Here is a 17430-nt window from a genome sequence, read left to right as displayed (position 1 = left end):
GCTGCATGGCACAGGGATTTACGCCGGCGATCGAAATCTACGGCGCCAACAAGGACCTGCTGAACCAGCGACTGATCAGTTGGGAACACATCGATGCCGCCGGGATGGAGTCCGATCAACTGACATTGGTGCTCGACCTGGAAGGCCTTGAAGGCTTACCAACCCTGGGCGGAACCATCGGTCTGCGGGTGGGCTATCTGGAATCCGGGCTGGTCGAAAAGGGCCAGTTCAAGGTCACTCGACTGACACCGACGCTGTTTCCGCTGCGCCTGACGCTGGTCGCGACCGCCGCGCCTTTCAGCGGCAAGGACGAAACCGGATTCAAGGAACGGCGCACGGCCAGTCATGGCCCCACGACGCTTGGCGGATTGTTTCGCGAACTGGTCTCGAGACACGGATTTTCGCCGCGCGTGGATCCCGAGCTGGCGCTGATCAGGATCGCTCATGTCGACCAGTCGAACGAAACCGACATGGGTTTCATCACGCGACTGGCGAAAAAGTACGACGCGGTGGCCAAACCGTTCAACGACCTCTATGTACTGGCGAAACCGGCGCAGCTCAAAAATCTGTCGGGCCAGGTGATACCGGACGTCAGGCTGTCGGTGACCCACAACAACCGGCCGGGCGATCACGCCTTCATCAGCGCCACGCTGGAAGAGACCGCCCGCACCCAGAATCAGGGTTGCAAAACCTCCTTTTGGGACAGTGCTCTCGGCAAGCTGCGGGAGGTGATCACCGGTTCCGAACCCTACAAGGTCATACGCCAGAAACTGGCCAGCGAAGAAGAAGCCAAAGCCATCGGCGAGGCCGAAGTGCGCAAGATGCTGCGCGAGAAATACAAGCTGAAGGTCACCTGCCCGGGCGATCCCCTGCTGGCAGCCGAAGGTCTGCTGGTACTCGACGATACCTGGCCGGACTTCATGCGCGGTCGCTGGTCGATCGAGAAAGTCACTGCCAGCGGCAAGCGCGAGGAAAGCTATCGCTGCCTGATCGAAGCGACCGGCCGGGATCCCGAGGCAAAAGCCAAGGACTGATCCCCCCGGTCTCACCGCCACACCCATTCCTGTGGCCACTCACACATCCTGGAACGCTCCCCATGAAGATCTCCCCGATCCTCACGCAGCTGCGTGCGCAATGCCCAAGCCTTGCCGGCCATATCGCGACAGGTGTCGACCTGGCGCTGTTGCAAGGCGACCCGAATCTGCCAATGCCCTCGGCCCATGTTTTACCGCTGTCGGACGTAGCCAGCGCCAGCTCTTCACAGAACTCCCTCAGCCAACCGATCCGCGACCGCTTCGAAATCATCCTGGCACTCGATGCCACGGACGCCACAAAAGCGCTGGATCTGTTGCACGACCTGCGCGCCGAACTGTGGCGTGCGCTGGTGGGTTTCAAACCCGATTCCAACTACAGCGCCATCGTTTATGACGGCGGCGAAACGGTCTCGATCAACACCAGCCGCGCGTTCTACCGGCTGCGCTTTTTTGCCGAGTTCCAGCTGGGCCGCAATCTGCCAAGTCAGCCTGCGGAGAGCTGGCACGAACGTGAACTGGACGGTTTGTCGTCCTTTACCGGGGCCACCGTTCGGGTCGATGCGATCGATCCGGCCGATCCCAACCTGAAACGCCCGGGCCCTGACGGGCGCGTGGAAATGACTTTCTCTGGAGACGTAACCCCATGAGCAACCGCATCACCGTAGTGCCGGCCGCCGGCCGTGCCGTGCCGGACCCGGAAGCCGGCGACCTGCTGCCACTGGAAGGCCGTGAAGTGCTGGACAGCGCCTGGTGGCGCCGGCGTCTGGCCGACGGCGATATCACCCTCAAAACCGCAACAGCCAAACAAAAGGGAGCCAAATAATGGCGATCGGATTCAGCAACATCCCTGCGGACATTCGTGTACCGCTGTTCTATGCCGAAATGGACAACTCGGCCGCCAATAGCGCGTCCTCGTCCATGCGCCGCCTGATCGTGGCGCAGGTCAACGACAACATCGCCCCGAGCGAAGTCGGCAAACTGGTGCTGGTCTCCAGCGTGGCGCTGGCCAAGAGCATTGGCGGCCAGGGCTCGATGCTCGCCTCGATGTACGAGACCTTCCGCAAGGCCGACCCGATCGGTGAGATCTGGTGCCTGCCGCTGCACAACGCCACCGGCGCCATCGCCAAAGGCGTGCTGACCCTGACCGGCACTGCGACTCAGGCTGGCGTGCTCAACCTGTATGTCGGCGGCGTCCGCGTCCAGGCCACCGTGGTCAACGGTGCTACCGCTGCTCAGGCGGCTACCGCCCTGGCACAGAAAATCAACGCCACCGCCGATCTGCCGGTGAGCGCTGCGGCCGCTGAAGGCGTCGTCACTCTGAACGCCAAATGGACCGGCGAGAGCGGCAACGACATCAGCCTGCAATTCAATCGCCTGGGCAAGAGCAACGGCGAAGAAACCCCGGCCGGTCTGACCACCGCGATCACCGCCATGACCGGCGGCGTCGGTGTGCCTGACCAGGTTGAAGCGGTTGCCGCACTGGGCGACGAGCCGTTCGAATTCATCGCGCTGCCATGGTCCGACCTGGCCACCCTCAACACCTGGCAAGCGGTGATGGACGACAGCACCGGTCGCTGGTCGTGGGCCAAGCAACTGTTCGGTCACGTCTACAGCGCCAAGCGCGGCACCGTCGGCACTCTGGTGGCAGCCGGTCAGGCACGCAACGACCAGCACATGACCATTCAGGCGCTGGAACCGGGCGTTCCACAACCGGTGTGGGTACAAGCCGCTGCACTGGCTGCCCGCACTTCGGTGTTTATCTCCGCCGACGCCAGCCGTCCGACCCAGAGCGGCAGCCTGCCAGGCGTCGATCCGGCCCCGGCGAGCGAGCGCTTCACCCTGACCGAGCGTCAGTCGCTGCTCAACTACGGCATCGCCACCGCGTACTACGAAGGCGGCTACGTGCGCATCCAGCGCTCGATCACCACCTACCAGAAGAACGCTTACGGCCAGGCTGACAACTCGTACCTGGACAGCGAAACCATGCACCAGTCGGCGTTCATCGTGCGTCGTCTGCAAAGCGTGATCACCAGCAAATACGGTCGCCACAAGCTGGCTTCCGACGGCACCCGTTTCGGCGCCGGCCAGCCGATCGTCACCCCGGCGACCATTCGCGGTGAACTGATCGCCCAGTACGCCAAGCTCGAACTCGAAGGCCACGTGGAAAACGCCGAGCTGTTCGCCGAGCACCTGATCGTCGAGCGCGACGTGCAGGACCCGAGCCGCGTGAACGTGCTGTTCCCGCCGGATTACATCAACGGTCTGCGCGTGTTCGCACTGCTCAACCAGTTCCGTCTGCAGTACGACGACGTCGCCTGATCGGCCCGTTTGACACTGTGATTCGGCCCACCTCGCGTGGGCTTTTTATTTGAAGGGAGTAACACCATGGGTCAACTGATTGCAGGTACCTGCTACGTCAAGGTCGACGGCGCACAACTGACCATCAATGGCGGCTGCGAAGCCCCGCTGATGGCCGTCAAACGCGAAACCGTCGTGCCGGGTTTCTACAAGGAAACCGACATCGCGCCGTCGTTCAAAGTGACCGCGCTGCACACCGCCGACTTCCCGCTGAAGAAGCTGATCGAAGGCACCGACATCACCGTCACCTGCGAATTCAGCAACGGCAAAGTCTACGTACTGGCCGGTGCCTACCTGGTCGAAGAACCAGTTTCCAAAGGCGATGACGCCACCATCGAACTGAAATTCGAAGGCATCAAGGGGACCTGGCAATGAGCGGCGCCGTGAAGCTTCAGGTTGCGATCGAAGCTCACGGCGAGCCCCTGACCGAACTCGTCCTGCGCCGTCCGACGGTGCAGGAGGTGCGAGCGATCAAGGCGCTGCCGTACAAGATCGACAAAAGCGAAGAGGTCAGCCTCGACATGGACGTGGCGGCCAAGTACATCGCCGTGTGCGCCGGCATACCGCCGTCGTCGGTCAACCAGCTGGATCTGGCTGACCTCAACGCGCTGAGCTGGGCCGTTGCGAGTTTTTTCATGAGTGCGGCGTCGGAGCCATCACCGACCTGATTTCGGTCGCCTATGACCTGGCCTGGTTCTGGAAGGTTGACCCCGAACAGATGATGGCCAGGCCACTGGATGTGCTTCGCGAATCGCTGGAGCACGCGCAACGGATCAATGCGATGCAGCAGGTGCAGTGATGGCAGACGAAGAAAAGAAAGAGAAAACCCCGGTGCTGCTGACGGGCATCGATGAACTGTCGCCCAAACTCGGCGCCCTGCGAGTAAAGGTCGAGAGCTTCAAGAAAAACCTCGAACAGACCGGCCTCGGCAAACTGGACATCAGCGGTCTGTTCAAGGGGGGCAGCGTGATTACGCCGTTCGCGGACGGCATTAAATCGGCTGCAGCCTTTCAGGGAAAATTGACCGAGGTCAGCGAGACCGCGAAAACCGTCGACCTGCCGGACACGCCGAAAACTGCCGCACAGAACATGAACGTATTCAGTGCGTCCATGGAGAAAGTTTCCGTTGCGGTGGACGCCGCACTGGTGCCAGCGGTGGGCGCATTGGTGGTCGGGCTGGAGCCGGTGCTGACCCAGGTCGGCAGCCTGCTGGCCGACAACCCGAAACTGGTCGAAGGCCTGGCGGCGGGGGCGATTGCATTTTCCGCCATGCAGACCGCCGTCACTGGTACGACTCAGGTGATGGACGTGATGAGCATGGTGCTCAAGACCAATCCGATCATGCTGATCGCCATGGGCATTGCGGTGGCGGCCGGTCTGATCGTGGCCAACTGGACACCGATTTCCGCGTTCTTCACTGGATTGTGGGAGGGCGTGAAAAATGCCGGGGCCAGTGCAATGGCGATGTTGCGCTCGGTGCTCGACTGGCGGCCGCTGGAGGCACTGGCGGCGTTGTGGGAACCGGTCACCGGTTTCTTCTCGGGAATCTGGGACAAGGTCAAGGCCGTGACCGCGCCGGTGATCGACTTCTTCAAGTCGGTTTTCTCGTGGTCGCCTGCAGGCCTGATCCTGGAAAACTGGGGGCCGTTGACCGGTCTGTTTTCGGCAATCTGGGAATTGCTCAAGGCCTTGAGTGTGCCGGTGATGGCGTTCCTCAGAAACCTGTTCGACTTCTCGCCGATGCAGATGATCGACAGTGCATGGGGCGGTGTTGTCCGGTTCTTCGAACCGATGTTCAGCGGCCTGCGAAAAGCCGCGCAAACGGCGAAAGTGTTCCTGGTGTCGTTGTTCGACTTCTCACCGATGCAGATGATCAACAGTGCGTGGGGCGGTGTTGTTGCGTACTTTCAGCCGGTGTGGACGACGCTGCAATCGGCCGTGCAAATCACCCGGGATATGCTGCGGGCACTGTTCGATTTTTTCCCGATGGAAATGATCACCAGCGCCTGGGGTGGTGTCGTCGGATTCTTCGAACCGATCTGGACGGCACTGCAAACGTCAGTGCAACAGGTCAAAGGCTTTTTCACCGGTCTGTTCGAGTGGTCGCCGCTGGAGCAGATTGCGCAGTACTGGCAGCCTATCGGTGAGGTTTTCTCGGCGCTGTGGGGTGTTGTGCTGGCGCTGTCCGCGCCGGTCGTGGATTTTTTGCACGGCCTGTTTGAATGGAACCCCCTGGATCAGATCATTGAGAGCTGGGGGCCGATTGTCGGGTGGTTCGGCGAGCTGTGGCAAAAGCTGCAAACCGTCATTGCACCGATCAAGGAACTGTTCGACGGTGGTTTCGCCGGACTGATCGCCAAGGTCACCGGCAAGGTCGAAACCCTGGCCGAAGCGCAACGCCAGACCAATGCCGAAGGCAAGGGCGAACTGGCCCCGGCATTCTTCGGTGCCAGCCCGAAAGCCGAGGGTGGCAGTGCGTTGCAGGGCGGTTCGTTGCCGCAATCCTCCAGCGCCCTGATCCAGCAAAGCGCCGCCAACAACCGCACGCAACTCGAAGGCGGCCTGACGGTGCGCTTCGAAAATGCGCCGGCGGGGCTGCGCACCGATCAACCGCAAACCAATCAACCGGGGCTGGCGCTCAGTTCGCGCATCGGCTATCGCTCGCTTTCCATGGGAGGTTCCAATGAACTGGCGTGACCGTTTGTTGCCGGCATCCTTTCGCGGTGTCGGTTTCTGGATCGACCAGGCGAAAACCCCGGTCGGTCGCAAGGGGCAGTTGCATGAATACCCGCAACGCGACCTGCCGTTTTTCGAGGACCTCGGCCAGCAGGCCAAGACCCACGACCTGACGGCGTTCATCATCGGTGCCGATTGCCTGGAGCAGCGCGACAAGCTGCTCCAGGCCCTGGAACAGGGCAGCGGGGAACTGGTGCATCCGTGGCTGGGGCGCTTGCAGGTCAAGGTCGGCGAGTGCGACATGACCCACACCCGCCAGGACGGCGGGATGGTGACGTTCAGCCTGAAGTTCTACCCCGACCGATCGCTGCCGTTTCCGACGGCGACCGTCAGCACGCAGAAAGTGTTGCTGGCCAAGGCTGACGGCTTGCTCGGTTCGGCGGTGGCGCGCTTCGAACAGGCGATGACCCTGATCAAGGCGGCGCGGATCGGCATCGCCAATCTGCGCAACAGCCTCACCGGCGTGTACGACGTGATCAAGGAGCAGCTCAAGCCGCTGATCGCGCAGTACAAGCAGATCACCGAACTGGTCAGGGCCGTCAAGGAACTGCCCAAGGACGTGGCGGCGGAGTTCAAGGGATTACTCGGCGATATCAAGGAGCTCAAGGAGTTCGCGAAGGAAGGCTACCGTGGCGTGATTGCCGACGTGTCCCAACAGATCGAAGCCATCCGCAAGGCCGATGCGCCGAAAATCACCACCGGCAAGGACACCAACGCCGCCGCGCAAGCGATGGCCAATCTGGTGCAGGACACCCTGATCGTCAAAGTGGCGCAATGGGTGGCGTCGATGCCGGTGGCGTCGACGCCGGTGAAGCTCAGCTCGACGCCCTCGCTGGATCAGCAATCGAAGCAGCCGATCAGCCGTCAGGAAGTCCCGGTCACCGACGATCTGCAAGCCCTGCAAAAAGAGTTGAGCGAAGCGCTGCAAAAGGCCCAGGACAAGGCCGACCCCTCGCACTATCAAGCCATCGCCGATGTGAAGGAGGCGCTGATCGCGCACCTCAAGGCCGTGGCTTCGTCCGGTGTGCGACTGGTCAGCAAAACCTTCCAGGAAACCTTTCCGGCATTGGTCGTCGCCTACCAGCAGTTCGGCGATGCCACCCGTGTGACCGAGGTCATTCAGCGCAACGGTCTGTCTCATCCGGGGTACTCACCCAACGAAGTCAAGGTTTCCAGGGAGTGAGCCATGAACGAGACTGACAACCGCGTCACGCTGACCGTCAACAACATGGAGTACGGAGGCTGGAAAAGCGTGCAGATCACCGCGGACCTGGAGCGTCAGTTCCGCACCTTCAAACTCGACATCACCTGGCAATGGCCGGGGCAGACCGTGGATCAGCGGATCAAGGCCGGCGACCCGTGCGAAGTGCGGATCGGCCAGGATCTGGTGCTCACCGGTTATGTGTTCAAGGCCCCGATCAGCTATGACGGGCGGCAGATCAGCCTGAGCATCGAAGGCAGCTCCAAGACCCAGGATCTGGTCGATTGTGCGGCGCGAAACATCCCGGGCCAATGGCAGGAGCAGCCGCTGTTGAACATCGTCCAGGCCCTGGCCGGGGAGTACACGCAGTTTGTGGTCAACGAGATTCCCGAGACCGCACGCCTGAGCAAACACACCATCGTTCCGGGTGAAACGGTGTTTCAGTCGATCGACCGTTTGCTCTCGCTGTACCGGGTGTTTTCCACCGATGACGCCGAGGGTCGGCTGGTGCTGGCCAAACCGGGCAGCGGCGGCCGTGCCAGCGATGCGCTGGAGCTGGGCAAGAATATTCTCTCGGCCAATGCGCCGATGGATCACAGCCAGGTGTTCTCCGAATACCGGGTGATCGGCCAGCAAAAGGGCAACGACAAGAAGAGCGGGGCGGCGGTCAGCGAGGTTGAATCCAGCGCCACCGACCTGAGCTTCAAGCGTCGGCGCACCACGATCATCAACGAAGGCTCGCAACTGACGTTCGAACTGGCCCAGCAGCGGGCCCAGTGGGAAAGCGCCACGCGCATGGGCCGGGCGCTGACCACCACGTATCAGGTGCAGGGCTGGCGCCAGTCCAACGGCGATCTGTGGCGCCACAACACGCTGGTGAAGGTCAAGGATCCGGTGCTCGGTTTCGATGGCGACATGCTGATCTCCAAGGTGACGTATTCGCTGTCGGCGCAAGGCTCGGTGACCACGTTGCAAGTGGCGCCGCCGCATACCTTCGACGCCAATCCGACCCCCCCGAAAAAGACCTGAGCCCAAGTTCTGCAAACACCACCGGACACTGTGGGAGCGGGCTTGCCCGCGAAAGCTGTGGTGGCTGCAACACATCTTTGCCTGAACGACCGCCATCGCGGGCAAGTCGACCCGTCGCACCGCCGCCCCCACAGGGTTTGTCTGTGGCTGGCCGACTTCTAGAGGAAAACCTATGAGCCTACTGACACGCCTGCTGGCGCGCGGCACTGTCGTGCTCGCCAATTCGGCATCCAAGCTGCAATCGCTGCAAATGCGCCTCACCGCCGGTGAAGTGAACGACGACATGGAGCACTTCGAACCCTACGGTTTCACCAGCCATCCGTTGGCCGGTGCCGAAGGCGTCGTCACGTTTCTCGGCGGTGACCGTTCTCACGCCATCGCCCTGGTGGTCGCCGATCGCCGTTACCGCCTGCAATCGCTGGCGGCCGGCGAGGTGGCGATCTACACCGACGAGGGCGACAAAATTCACTTCAAGCGCGGGCGGATCATCGACATCGAAACCGCCACGCTCAACATCCGCGCCAGCACCGCCGTGAACTTCGAGACGCCGGTGATCAACCAGACCGGCAAGATCGTTTCCAAAGACGATCAGGTAGCCGGCGGCATCAGCCAGATCAAGCACGTACACGTTGGCGTGCAGGCGGGCAGTGGCCAGACCGGCGCGCCGGCGGGAGGTCAATGATGCTTTTCAGTCAGAACCTCCACGCCGCGCTGACCCGTGCGGTGCTGATCAGCCTGTTCACCTGGCGCCGCGCTGCCGACGACGATGCCCTCGACGACGAGGAGCGTTTCGGCTGGTGGGGCGACACCTTTCCCACCGTGGCCGACGATCGTATCGGCTCGCGGCTGTGGCTGTTGCGTCGGGTAAAGCTGACCCGCCAGACCCAGATGGACGCCGAGTTCTACGCCCGCGAAGCCTTGCAGTGGCTGATCGACGACGGCCATTGCAGCGCCATCGACATCATCAGCGAACGCCTCGACGCCCAGCGCCTGAACCTGCGCACGGTCCTGACCCTGGCCGACGGCGAACGCCTGGACATCAACCCCGATAACAGTTGGCAGGTGATCTATGCCGTTTGAAACCCCTTCGCTGCCGGTGCTGATCAAGCGCACCCAAAGCGACCTGGCCGGCGATTCGCTGCGCCAGTCCGATGCGCAAGTCCTGGCCCGCACACTCGGCGGCGCCGCTTATGGTCTGTACGGCTACCTCGACTGGATTGCCGAGCAAATCCTGCCCGACACCGCCGATGAATCGACCCTGGAACGCATCGCCGCGTTGCGCCTGAACCAGCCGCGCAAACCGGCGCAGGTCGCCACCGGCACGGTCAGCTTCAACGCGACGGCGGGTGCGGTGCTGGACGCCGATACGTTGCTGCAGGCGAGTGACGGCCGCACCTTCAAAGTCACCGTCGCGCGCACCACCGTCAATGGCGTCAACAGCACCAGCATCGCCGCGCTGGATGCCGGCAGCCTGGGCAACGCCGAGGCCGGGCTGGCGTTGACTCCGGTGCAACCGATCGCCGGTGTGGTCGGCAACAGTTTTGTGGTGCTGGCACCGGGACTCAATGGCGGCGTGGCTCGGGAAAGCCTTGAGTCGTTGCGCTCGCGGGTGATCCGCTCCTATCGCGTCATCCCCCACGGCGGCTCGGACAGCGACTATGAAACCTGGGCGCTGGAAGTGCCGGGCGTGACTCGCGCGTGGTGCCGTGGCGGGTTCCTCGGGCCGGGCACCGTCGGCGTATACATCATGCGCGACGACGATCCGCAACCGGTGCCGAATGACGATCAACTGGCTGAAGTGCAGGCCTACATCGAACCGCTGCGCCCTGTGACCGCCGAAGTGCATGTACGTGCGCCAGTGCAGAAACCGGTGACCTATCAGTTGAAGCTGACCCCCGACACCAGCGCCGTGCGCGCCGCCGTCGAAACCCAATTGCGCGACCTGCATAACCGCGAAGCCGACTTGGGTGAGGATCTGTTGATCAGCCATATCCGCGAAGCAATCAGCAGCGCGGCGGGTGAAACCGATCACGTGCTGTCGGCGCCGGTGACGAACGTGGCCGCGGGTGACAGCGAACTGCTGACCTTCGGGGGTTGCGTATGGCTGCCATAAGAACCGCCGCGCAATACCAGGCGCAACTGCGCGCCTTGCTGCCGAGCGGCCCTGCGTGGGATCCGGAGCGCGTGCCGGAACTGGAAGAAGTGCTGGAAGGCGTCGCCGTCGAACTGGCGCGCCTCGACGCCCGTGCCGCCGACCTGCTCAACGAAATGGACCCGGCCGGCGTCAGCGAACTGGTGCCGGACTGGGAACAGGTGATGAACCTGCCCGACCCGTGCCTCGGCGCCACGCCGCTGTTCGATGACCGTCGCCTCGCCGTGCGCCGCCGCTTGCTGGCGGTCGGCAGCCAGGCGGTCGGCTATTACCTGGAAATCGCCAAAAGCCAGGGTTACCCCAACGCCACCATCACCGAGCTTGAAGCCCCGCGCATGGGCCGTTCGCGTTTCGGCGCAGCGCACTGGGGCACCTGGGAAGCGCAGTTCATGTGGACGCTCAACACCGGCGGCCGGCTGTTGCTCGGTCGGCGTTATGGCGCGAGCTACTGGGGTGAGCGTTTTGGCGTGAATCCGGGATCGGCGTTGGAATGTCTGATCCATCGGGCGGCACCGGCGCATACCAAGGTGCATATCAACTATGACTAGGGAATAACGCAATGGATTATCCGAAGAGTGTCCCCAGCGCCGGTCTGGTGAACGGGAAATTTATCGATGAAAACCCGCTGACCGGAACACCGGGCTCGCTGATCCCCGCTGACTGGGGCAACGGTGTGACGCAAGAAATCATCAATGTGATCAAGGCCGGGGATCTGACTCCGGACGAGAAGAAATACGATCAGTTGCTCCAGGCGATTCAGAGCGTTTCGGCCAAGGGCTGGAATCAGGATCTGGCGTTGCCTTTGGCAGCGTTGCCGTTGCCGACCGTGGCCACGGCGGATGCCCGGATGCCGATCACACCGGCCGCCGTATCGACCAGTGGCGGACGGGTATCGGTGCCGGCGGGTGTTTACGTCAGCATCGGTCAGGAAGTGCTGGCGGGGCAGTTGGGACGTTCGCGTACGTTCACCACTCAAGCCTGGAGCAGCGCCGATCTGCTGCCGAGCTCGGGTTACTTTCTGCGGGCGCAGGTGGTGGGTGGGGCGCTGACGTTTTACATGCAGCGCGGGACGATTTACGACGCTGCTCCGGAGGGCTTGAAAGGAACCTTGAACGGAGCGGCAGGTGGCGGCTTTCAGTCCACTCCGTTGGACATCTGTCTGGCGTGGGTGGTGACAGCAGGTCCTGGATCGGTGCCGATTGTCAGGCCGATCTACAACCGCAACCGGTTGAGCTGGACGCAGGTCGTCAATGGCAATGGTGTTGTCTATCTGCCGCTCGATCCTCACGCGCGGGCGGCGCGTCTGGTGGTCGGCAACCCGACTCCGCACCCGACAGGCATAACCAGCGTGTCGTTTGCACCGGGAGGCTGGTTGGGGGGCAACTACTGCTACCTGAACCCGACCGTCGCAACCTCAAACAACTGGGACGGTTGGTCTACGGCAGGCGCGGCGGCGCTGATCTTCTCCAGTAACGTGGTCAGCGATACCACTGTTTCGACATTGACCGCCAGTTTTGACCACGCCGAATTGCGCTCGCTGTGGCAGGTCTACCAGGCTGAACACACGCTGGGCGCGGGCACTGCGGCCAGTGACGAACTGTTGTTCAGTATGGGGCTCAAGAGTTTCGCTCAGACCGACTACTCCAATGGTATTGCGATCAACTTTACCGCTGCTGTGAATGTCAATTTAGCCTGGGAGTTGATCCGATGATCATCATTCAAGAACTGCATCAGTTCGAGGACGGTTTGCGTCTTGCACAGCCTTCCGCTGCTCATGATTGGGACGGCGAGCAGTGGGTCGTCAATGCCGAGAAGGTCGTGCTGCTGGACCAGCAGGAAACCGAACGCCTTTGCGCCAATGTCGATGCCGCCGCCGACAGCACGCGCACCGCACTGGCCGGTGATCCGCTCAAAGCGCTGGAATACGCCCAGGCCGCCATTGACGCTCAGGCTTTCCAGGACGCCGGTTACCCGAAAAAGGAAGTGCCGCTGTCCGTCGCCGCTTGGGTAGCCAAGGGCCGTTCGGCGAGACAGTCCGCCGAGCAGATTCTCGACAAGGCTGCCCAGCTCAGTGAGAACCTGCTGACGCTGCGAACCCTTCGCCTGAAAGCCAAGAGCCAGATCCGCGCGTACGCGAGCAAGAGTCAGATGGATCAGGCTCGCGCTGCCTCCGATGAGGCGCTGCAAGCCATTCGGGAACTGACCGCCAACCCGGCCTCGTAGCCGCAATCGCGTCACCCAAGCCCACTTGATTGTGGGCTTTTTATTTTCAGGAACAGAAACGTCTGCGTCGCAGCGAAAGCTTGCGCGCGGCCACGTTTCATTTGTCATTACAGAGGAACGAACACCCATGGACTACCCAAAAAGCGTCCCCAGCGTCGGCCTGGTCGATGGCCGCTTCGTCGATGAAAACCCGGTGGCGGGAACGCCCGGGTCGTTGATACCGGCGGTGTGGGGCAACAGCGTTACGCAGGAAATTCTCAACGTGATTACCGGCGCCGGGCTGGTAGCCGCCGAGACCGATACCGGTCAGTTGCTTAAAGCCATTCAATTGATCATTGGTGCTACCAGCCCAATGCGCTCGGTGGTGACGCGGCTTGCCGCTTCGAAGGCACTGAGCGATCAAGAGCTCGGTCTGGTATTGATCGATGGCAGCCCCGGTGCCACGACGATCACCTTGCCCGACGCCAATGTCGGACTGGGTGTGCGCGACGTGATTGTTCGTCGTGTCGACAACAGCGGCAATCGAATGATGGTGCAGACATCCGGAACCGACCGGATCCGTTTTCACACGCATTTGTCTGCGAGCGGTTATCCGTTTCTGGTGCTGATGGGCAGCGGTGACTGGTGGCATTTGCGCAGCGACGGTGCTGGCAGTTGGTGGCCGGTCGGACGTTTGGACGGTTCGTCACTGGGCCACATTGCCTTTGAGACTACTCTTTCGGTCTTACCGGGTGGCTATGCCGCTTTGAATGGCTCGTTACTCAGCCGCTCGGACTGGCCGTGGCTTTGGGACCACGCGCAACAGTCCGGCATGTTGCGTTCCGAAGCTGATCGTGCCGGTGCATGGTCCTTGGGGGATGGAGCTACAAACTTCCGATTACCAGAAGCCCGTGGCGAGTTTCTACGGGTGCTAGCTGAGGGTGGCCTGATTGATCCGGGACGTATGCCGGGCTCTTGGCAAAAAGGCTCGTTGGTCCAGGGCGACAATGGCATTGGCGACAATATTTTGTTTGCTACGCACATCAGTACCCAAAAGGCCCAGTTGGGTTTCGATATGGGGAATTACACCGATTACTCGGGCTCCACCGTCAAATACATCACCCCTTCTGAGACTGTTTCGCCGATTTCGGACGCAGACCTGTTGAATCATGGCGGCATCACGCGTCCTCGAAACATCGCCTATCCGGGTCGGATCAAACTTATCTGAGGTGCTCATGTTTAATTACTTGTTTGATCACGTGGGCTGTCTGTCTGGTCCCGTTGAGTTTGTCGAAACTCCTGGTCTCGGCGTCCAGTTGCCCAGTAATTCGGTGCAACTGCCTTTTGAATTGCCATCGGCTGGAAGTGGTCGTGTCTGGGCTCTGGTGAACAACATTCCTCGTGAGGTAAGCGATCACCGAGGAGTGGTTTACAGAACGGACAGTGGGGCGAAACAGATGTGGGGTGAACCAGGTGAATTACCGGATTACCTCACTGTCGAGCTCTGGCCTGGGGAGGGGTATGTCTGGAACGGTCAGGCATGGAAGCTCGATGAAGCGGCACACTTGTCCGCGATCAAGTCTGTCCTTGTCGACAAGCGTGACACGCTGCTGCGCGAAGCCGTCCTGCGCATCACTCCCCTGCAATACGCCGAGGACATCGGCGACGCCAGCCACGAAGAGCAACTGCAATTGCTCGAGTGGAAGCTCTACAGCGTGGAGCTGAGCCGTATCGAAAAACAGGCCGGTTTCCCGGAGCAAATCACCTGGCCTTCAGTGCCTGGCACCCGTACAGCAGATTGATAAGGAGATGAATCTTGGACTATCCCAAAAGCGTACCCAGCGTTGGGCTGGTGAACGGGCAATTTGTCGATGAGGATCCTGTCGCCGGAAAACCCGGCTCGCTGATTCCTGCCACATGGGGCAATGGCGTCACGCAGGAAATTCTCAGCGTCGTGCAGGCCGCCGGCATGACCCCGAACGAGGGGAACACTCATCAACTGCTCGACGCACTGCGCGGTCCGGCGTTGTTCACGACGGCTGCACAATTTGATGTCAGTCGCTCTGCCGCGACTGCCGAGTTTGTCCAGCGGGCGCTTGGCAACTACGCCAGCGCGCGCGGCATCTCCGGCTCGACCCAACTGACCCTGGCGGATATCGGCTGTTCGGTCGGGATGGGCGGAAATGCTGCGTACACCGTGACCTTGCCGGACGCCACTGCGGTGCCCAGCGGTGCAACGATCAGCCTGCATTGCCGAAACAGCGCAGCGGTCACGGTTGCCAGTAAAACCGGTACGCAGATTAGCCCCCAGGGGGGCTATCTTGGGTCGATCACGATGAACGGCGGTGAGAGTGCGACCTTCGTCCGGGAGTCGGGTGTCTGGGTCGTTTACGGCACCGCTGCGTTGAAGTATTCGGCGCTCTATGCGTCGCAGTTCGCCACGGCCGGATATCAGAAACTTCCCAGCGGCTTGATTGTGCAGTGGGTAACCGGGGGCTCCGATGCGAATGGAATCATGACGGTGTCGTTACCGATGATGTTTCCCAATGCTGTCCTCGGCGGGATCGCCAATGAAGGCTATCCGGCAGGCTGGGGCAGTTCCAACGTCACTGTCTGGGCATTCGACGGGGCCAACTCCACGACATCGACGGTTGTTGCCAGGGTTCGCAATGTCCTGGCGTCGAGTGTGAAGGCTGAGCCTGGAATCTCGGGGCGCATATTGGTTTGGGGACGATAACCATGGCTATTTATTTTCATGCACAGACACGCGGCTTTGAACTGGTCGACAGCCCCTATCCGGAACCGCCTGAAGGCGCTGTGGAAATCACCCGCGCCCAATACGCCGAACTGTTTGCCGGACAGGCAAGCGGCAAGGTCATCAGCGCCAGTGCCAGCGGTCAGCCCGTATTGATCGACCCGGTCATCTCCCCGCAGGCACTGGCTTCCCGGGAGCGCGCGTGGCGCGACAACGTCCTGCAAGACACTCAATGGCTGGTATGGCGCGACGCTGAAGAACTGGAAGTCGGCGAGGGCACGACGCTGCGAACCGAAGAATTCAAACAGCTTCTTGCCTATCGGCAGGCCCTGCGCGACTGGCCCACTGATCCGGAATTTCCGGATGTCCAGGCTCGCCCGGTAGAGCCAGACTGGCTTGAAGGCTTGCTGCGGTCGAACGGCTGAGCCGTTGACTCATTCAATGAGGAATCAATATGGATTACCCGAAAAGCATTCCCGGCTCAGGCCTGGAGAATGGCCGGTTCGTCGATGAGGACCCCATCGCTGGAAAACCGGGATCGTTGATCCCGGCCAGTTGGGGCAACAGTGTGACCCGGGAAATTCTCAACGCGATCACGGCCGCCGGTCTGACGCCGGATGAGGAACAGACCGATCAACTGGCCCAGGCCATTCGGCAACTGGCGAAACCGGATCCGCTGCAGCAGTTTCCTGTGCAGGTGTATCGCAAGAATCTGTTGATCAATGGTGGGTTCAACATCTGGCAGCGCGGCACGACGAATCAGGGGCCGAACATCGGTGGCTATGTGGCGGATCGTTTTCGATGCGACTGGAACGGCAACGCAGGTGTCAGCATTTCGCGCCAGGATTTTCCCCTCGGTCAGACCGAAGTCACGGGGGAGCCCGCTTATTTCCTGCGCTGGCAGCAGGCAACTGCAGGCACCGGGGCAACAGTACATGGAGTCTCCCAGAGCATCGAATCGGTCAGGACTCTGGCCGGACGAACGGCGACGGTCAGCTTCTGGGCGCGATCCGATGCGACGCGTCCGTTGCGAGTCACGATTACCCAGCAGTTCGGGACGGGGGGCTCGCAAGGTGTGGTGAAGGTTGTCGATGTCTTTCAACTGAGTACTTCGTGGAAGAAATACAGCGCAACGTTTCAGGTGCCGACCATCGCCGGGAAAATGCTGGGCGCGAATGATTGCCTGACCTTGTCGTTCGATCTGCCGCTCAACGTGTTGCAGACCGTCGATCTGGCACAGATGCAACTGGAGGAGGGGCCGGTTGCGACACCGTTTGAATATCGTCCTGTGTCCGAAGAGCTGACTCTCTGTCAGCGCTATTTCGAAAAATCTTTTGTAAACCGTCTGCCGATCCGTTCGAACAACGGTCCAGGAACCTGTATCGCGACCTTTTCCCAAGTGGCGGCAGCCAACTCCGGCCAGTATGGAATGAACATCGATATGCAGGTGCCCAAGCGAGTACAGCCTACGGTCGTGACGTATTGTCCGGGTGAGGCGAGTAATCAAGTCTGGCATTCATCGCTTGCGAAGGCCTGTACAGGAACCATTCTGCAAAGTGTGAGCGAGCGAGGTTTTGCGCTCGCCACCGTGACGCCCGTAGGCAGCGTTCCCGGGCAGGCCTTGCAGGTTGACTGGACCGCAGACGCGGAAATCTAGGAGTCAAGTCCATGAGTTATCAGCTCACGTCGTTTGGCGTTCTGCGCCTGAGTGATTCAGCGTTTATTCCACAGGAACCGAGCAACCGTGACTGGGTGGAGTACCAGGAGTGGCTGGTCTCCGGGGGACAGGTATTGCCACTGGACCTGCCGCCCGAGAGTACGACGGCCAATCAAGGCATGCTGGGTTTGTTCAAGCGAATGATCCAGGTTGCCCCGGACAGCACTCTGAAAACTGAGGTAAACAATGGCTGATCAGCTTTGTTCGCCAACCGTGATTCAATCGGAGCATCCAGGGAGGATCGAG

The 17430-nt window shown here is 61.2% G+C and carries 21 protein-coding genes; all 21 read left to right on the top strand.

All coding sequences use genetic code 11. The annotated features are described in order from the left end of the window. The first annotated feature begins 5 nt into the window (after window positions 1–5). A complete protein-coding gene (locus CAF63_RS02940) occupies window positions 6–1034 on the top strand; it encodes a phage tail protein (RefSeq protein ID WP_085683331.1) in 1029 nt (342 codons plus the stop codon). Window positions 1035–1096: 62 nt separating this feature from the next. Continuing rightward, window positions 1097–1681 carry a hypothetical protein gene (locus CAF63_RS02935; protein ID WP_085683330.1) on the top strand — a complete coding sequence of 195 codons (585 nt, stop codon included), beginning with the start codon at window positions 1097–1099 and terminating at the stop codon, window positions 1679–1681. Next, a complete protein-coding gene (locus tag CAF63_RS02930; RefSeq protein WP_007954893.1) occupies window positions 1678–1857 on the top strand; it encodes a DUF2635 domain-containing protein in 180 nt (59 codons plus the stop codon). The genes CAF63_RS02935 and CAF63_RS02930 overlap by 4 nt, the downstream gene beginning before the upstream one ends. Further along, window positions 1857–3353, top strand: coding sequence for a phage tail sheath subtilisin-like domain-containing protein (locus CAF63_RS02925; RefSeq protein WP_085683329.1), 1497 nt, complete (start codon window positions 1857–1859; stop codon window positions 3351–3353). Before CAF63_RS02930 ends, CAF63_RS02925 begins: the two co-directional genes overlap by 1 nt. A 66-nt stretch (window positions 3354–3419) precedes the next feature. Continuing rightward, the gene (locus tag CAF63_RS02920; RefSeq protein ID WP_007908779.1) at window positions 3420–3767 is read left to right on the top strand and encodes a phage tail tube protein; all 348 of its coding nucleotides are present in this window, start codon (window positions 3420–3422) and stop codon (window positions 3765–3767) included. Continuing rightward, window positions 3764–4060, top strand: a complete 297-nt coding sequence (locus CAF63_RS02915; RefSeq protein WP_003222226.1) for a phage tail assembly protein — start codon at window positions 3764–3766, stop codon at window positions 4058–4060. Before CAF63_RS02920 ends, CAF63_RS02915 begins: the two co-directional genes overlap by 4 nt. A 130-nt stretch (window positions 4061–4190) precedes the next feature. After that, window positions 4191–6089 carry a phage tail protein gene (locus CAF63_RS02910; RefSeq protein ID WP_143492420.1) on the top strand — a complete coding sequence of 633 codons (1899 nt, stop codon included), beginning with the start codon at window positions 4191–4193 and terminating at the stop codon, window positions 6087–6089. Continuing rightward, window positions 6076–7311 (top strand): DNA circularization protein, encoded by a 1236-nt coding sequence (locus tag CAF63_RS02905; protein ID WP_085683328.1) that lies wholly within the window; start codon window positions 6076–6078, stop codon window positions 7309–7311. Before CAF63_RS02910 ends, CAF63_RS02905 begins: the two co-directional genes overlap by 14 nt. Window positions 7312–7314: 3 nt before the next feature. Continuing rightward, complete coding sequence (locus tag CAF63_RS02900; protein ID WP_085683327.1) at window positions 7315–8358, top strand: phage baseplate assembly protein; 1044 nt, start codon at window positions 7315–7317, stop codon at window positions 8356–8358. A 172-nt stretch (window positions 8359–8530) separates the two neighbouring features. Next, window positions 8531–9040 (top strand): phage baseplate assembly protein V, encoded by a 510-nt coding sequence (locus CAF63_RS02895; protein WP_085683326.1) that lies wholly within the window; start codon window positions 8531–8533, stop codon window positions 9038–9040. After that, entirely contained in the window at window positions 9040–9438 is a 399-nt protein-coding gene (locus CAF63_RS02890) for a phage GP46 family protein (RefSeq protein WP_007954906.1), read from the top strand. The genes CAF63_RS02895 and CAF63_RS02890 overlap by 1 nt, the downstream gene beginning before the upstream one ends. Beyond that, window positions 9428–10471, top strand: a complete 1044-nt coding sequence (locus tag CAF63_RS02885; protein ID WP_085683325.1) for a baseplate J/gp47 family protein — start codon at window positions 9428–9430, stop codon at window positions 10469–10471. Before CAF63_RS02890 ends, CAF63_RS02885 begins: the two co-directional genes overlap by 11 nt. Continuing rightward, on the top strand, window positions 10459–11058 hold the full coding sequence (locus CAF63_RS02880; RefSeq protein ID WP_039771270.1) for a YmfQ family protein: 600 nt from the start codon (window positions 10459–10461) through the stop codon (window positions 11056–11058). The genes CAF63_RS02885 and CAF63_RS02880 overlap by 13 nt, the downstream gene beginning before the upstream one ends. An 11-nt stretch (window positions 11059–11069) precedes the next feature. Further along, window positions 11070–12221 (top strand): phage tail protein, encoded by a 1152-nt coding sequence (locus tag CAF63_RS02875; RefSeq protein WP_085683324.1) that lies wholly within the window; start codon window positions 11070–11072, stop codon window positions 12219–12221. Beyond that, entirely contained in the window at window positions 12218–12733 is a 516-nt protein-coding gene (locus tag CAF63_RS02870) for a phage tail protein (RefSeq protein WP_085683323.1), read from the top strand. Before CAF63_RS02875 ends, CAF63_RS02870 begins: the two co-directional genes overlap by 4 nt. A gap of 127 nt (window positions 12734–12860) precedes the next feature. After that, window positions 12861–13940 carry a phage tail protein gene (locus tag CAF63_RS02865; RefSeq protein ID WP_085683322.1) on the top strand — a complete coding sequence of 360 codons (1080 nt, stop codon included), beginning with the start codon at window positions 12861–12863 and terminating at the stop codon, window positions 13938–13940. Continuing rightward, a complete protein-coding gene (locus CAF63_RS02860) occupies window positions 13882–14514 on the top strand; it encodes a tail fiber assembly protein (protein ID WP_371807386.1) in 633 nt (210 codons plus the stop codon). Before CAF63_RS02865 ends, CAF63_RS02860 begins: the two co-directional genes overlap by 59 nt. A 14-nt stretch (window positions 14515–14528) precedes the next feature. Continuing rightward, window positions 14529–15449: a phage tail protein gene (locus CAF63_RS02855; RefSeq protein ID WP_085683320.1), complete on the top strand. Its 921-nt coding sequence runs from the start codon at window positions 14529–14531 to the stop codon at window positions 15447–15449. 2 nt (window positions 15450–15451) lie between these two features. Further along, on the top strand, window positions 15452–15892 hold the full coding sequence (locus CAF63_RS02850) for a phage tail assembly chaperone (RefSeq protein WP_085683319.1): 441 nt from the start codon (window positions 15452–15454) through the stop codon (window positions 15890–15892). A gap of 29 nt (window positions 15893–15921) precedes the next feature. Beyond that, window positions 15922–17124 carry a carbohydrate binding domain-containing protein gene (locus tag CAF63_RS02845; protein WP_085683318.1) on the top strand — a complete coding sequence of 401 codons (1203 nt, stop codon included), beginning with the start codon at window positions 15922–15924 and terminating at the stop codon, window positions 17122–17124. An 11-nt stretch (window positions 17125–17135) separates the two neighbouring features. After that, on the top strand, window positions 17136–17378 hold the full coding sequence (locus tag CAF63_RS02840; RefSeq protein WP_085683317.1) for a hypothetical protein: 243 nt from the start codon (window positions 17136–17138) through the stop codon (window positions 17376–17378). Window positions 17379–17430 lie beyond the last annotated feature (52 nt).

The organism is Pseudomonas sp. B20(2017) (genome assembly GCF_002113125.1).
In the GTDB taxonomy this organism is placed as follows: domain Bacteria; phylum Pseudomonadota; class Gammaproteobacteria; order Pseudomonadales; family Pseudomonadaceae; genus Aquipseudomonas.
This window is presented reverse-complemented; position numbering and strand designations above follow the sequence as displayed.

Coding starts and splice junctions, on each gene's coding strand:
- CAF63_RS02885 (WP_085683325.1), top strand. CDS start 9,428: ATGCCGTTTGAAACCCCTTCGCTGCCGGTGCTGATCAAGCGCACCCAA.
- CAF63_RS02930 (WP_007954893.1), top strand. CDS start 1,678: ATGAGCAACCGCATCACCGTAGTGCCGGCCGCCGGCCGTGCCGTGCCG.
- CAF63_RS02845 (WP_085683318.1), top strand. CDS start 15,922: ATGGATTACCCGAAAAGCATTCCCGGCTCAGGCCTGGAGAATGGCCGG.
- CAF63_RS02840 (WP_085683317.1), top strand. CDS start 17,136: ATGAGTTATCAGCTCACGTCGTTTGGCGTTCTGCGCCTGAGTGATTCA.
- CAF63_RS02880 (WP_039771270.1), top strand. CDS start 10,459: ATGGCTGCCATAAGAACCGCCGCGCAATACCAGGCGCAACTGCGCGCC.
- CAF63_RS02900 (WP_085683327.1), top strand. CDS start 7,315: ATGAACGAGACTGACAACCGCGTCACGCTGACCGTCAACAACATGGAG.
- CAF63_RS02875 (WP_085683324.1), top strand. CDS start 11,070: ATGGATTATCCGAAGAGTGTCCCCAGCGCCGGTCTGGTGAACGGGAAA.
- CAF63_RS02910 (WP_143492420.1), top strand. CDS start 4,191: ATGGCAGACGAAGAAAAGAAAGAGAAAACCCCGGTGCTGCTGACGGGC.
- CAF63_RS02915 (WP_003222226.1), top strand. CDS start 3,764: ATGAGCGGCGCCGTGAAGCTTCAGGTTGCGATCGAAGCTCACGGCGAG.
- CAF63_RS02850 (WP_085683319.1), top strand. CDS start 15,452: ATGGCTATTTATTTTCATGCACAGACACGCGGCTTTGAACTGGTCGAC.
- CAF63_RS02870 (WP_085683323.1), top strand. CDS start 12,218: ATGATCATCATTCAAGAACTGCATCAGTTCGAGGACGGTTTGCGTCTT.
- CAF63_RS02935 (WP_085683330.1), top strand. CDS start 1,097: ATGAAGATCTCCCCGATCCTCACGCAGCTGCGTGCGCAATGCCCAAGC.
- CAF63_RS02920 (WP_007908779.1), top strand. CDS start 3,420: ATGGGTCAACTGATTGCAGGTACCTGCTACGTCAAGGTCGACGGCGCA.
- CAF63_RS02860 (WP_371807386.1), top strand. CDS start 13,882: ATGGCGGCATCACGCGTCCTCGAAACATCGCCTATCCGGGTCGGATCA.
- CAF63_RS02865 (WP_085683322.1), top strand. CDS start 12,861: ATGGACTACCCAAAAAGCGTCCCCAGCGTCGGCCTGGTCGATGGCCGC.
- CAF63_RS02895 (WP_085683326.1), top strand. CDS start 8,531: ATGAGCCTACTGACACGCCTGCTGGCGCGCGGCACTGTCGTGCTCGCC.
- CAF63_RS02925 (WP_085683329.1), top strand. CDS start 1,857: ATGGCGATCGGATTCAGCAACATCCCTGCGGACATTCGTGTACCGCTG.
- CAF63_RS02905 (WP_085683328.1), top strand. CDS start 6,076: ATGAACTGGCGTGACCGTTTGTTGCCGGCATCCTTTCGCGGTGTCGGT.
- CAF63_RS02940 (WP_085683331.1), top strand. CDS start 6: ATGGCACAGGGATTTACGCCGGCGATCGAAATCTACGGCGCCAACAAG.
- CAF63_RS02890 (WP_007954906.1), top strand. CDS start 9,040: ATGCTTTTCAGTCAGAACCTCCACGCCGCGCTGACCCGTGCGGTGCTG.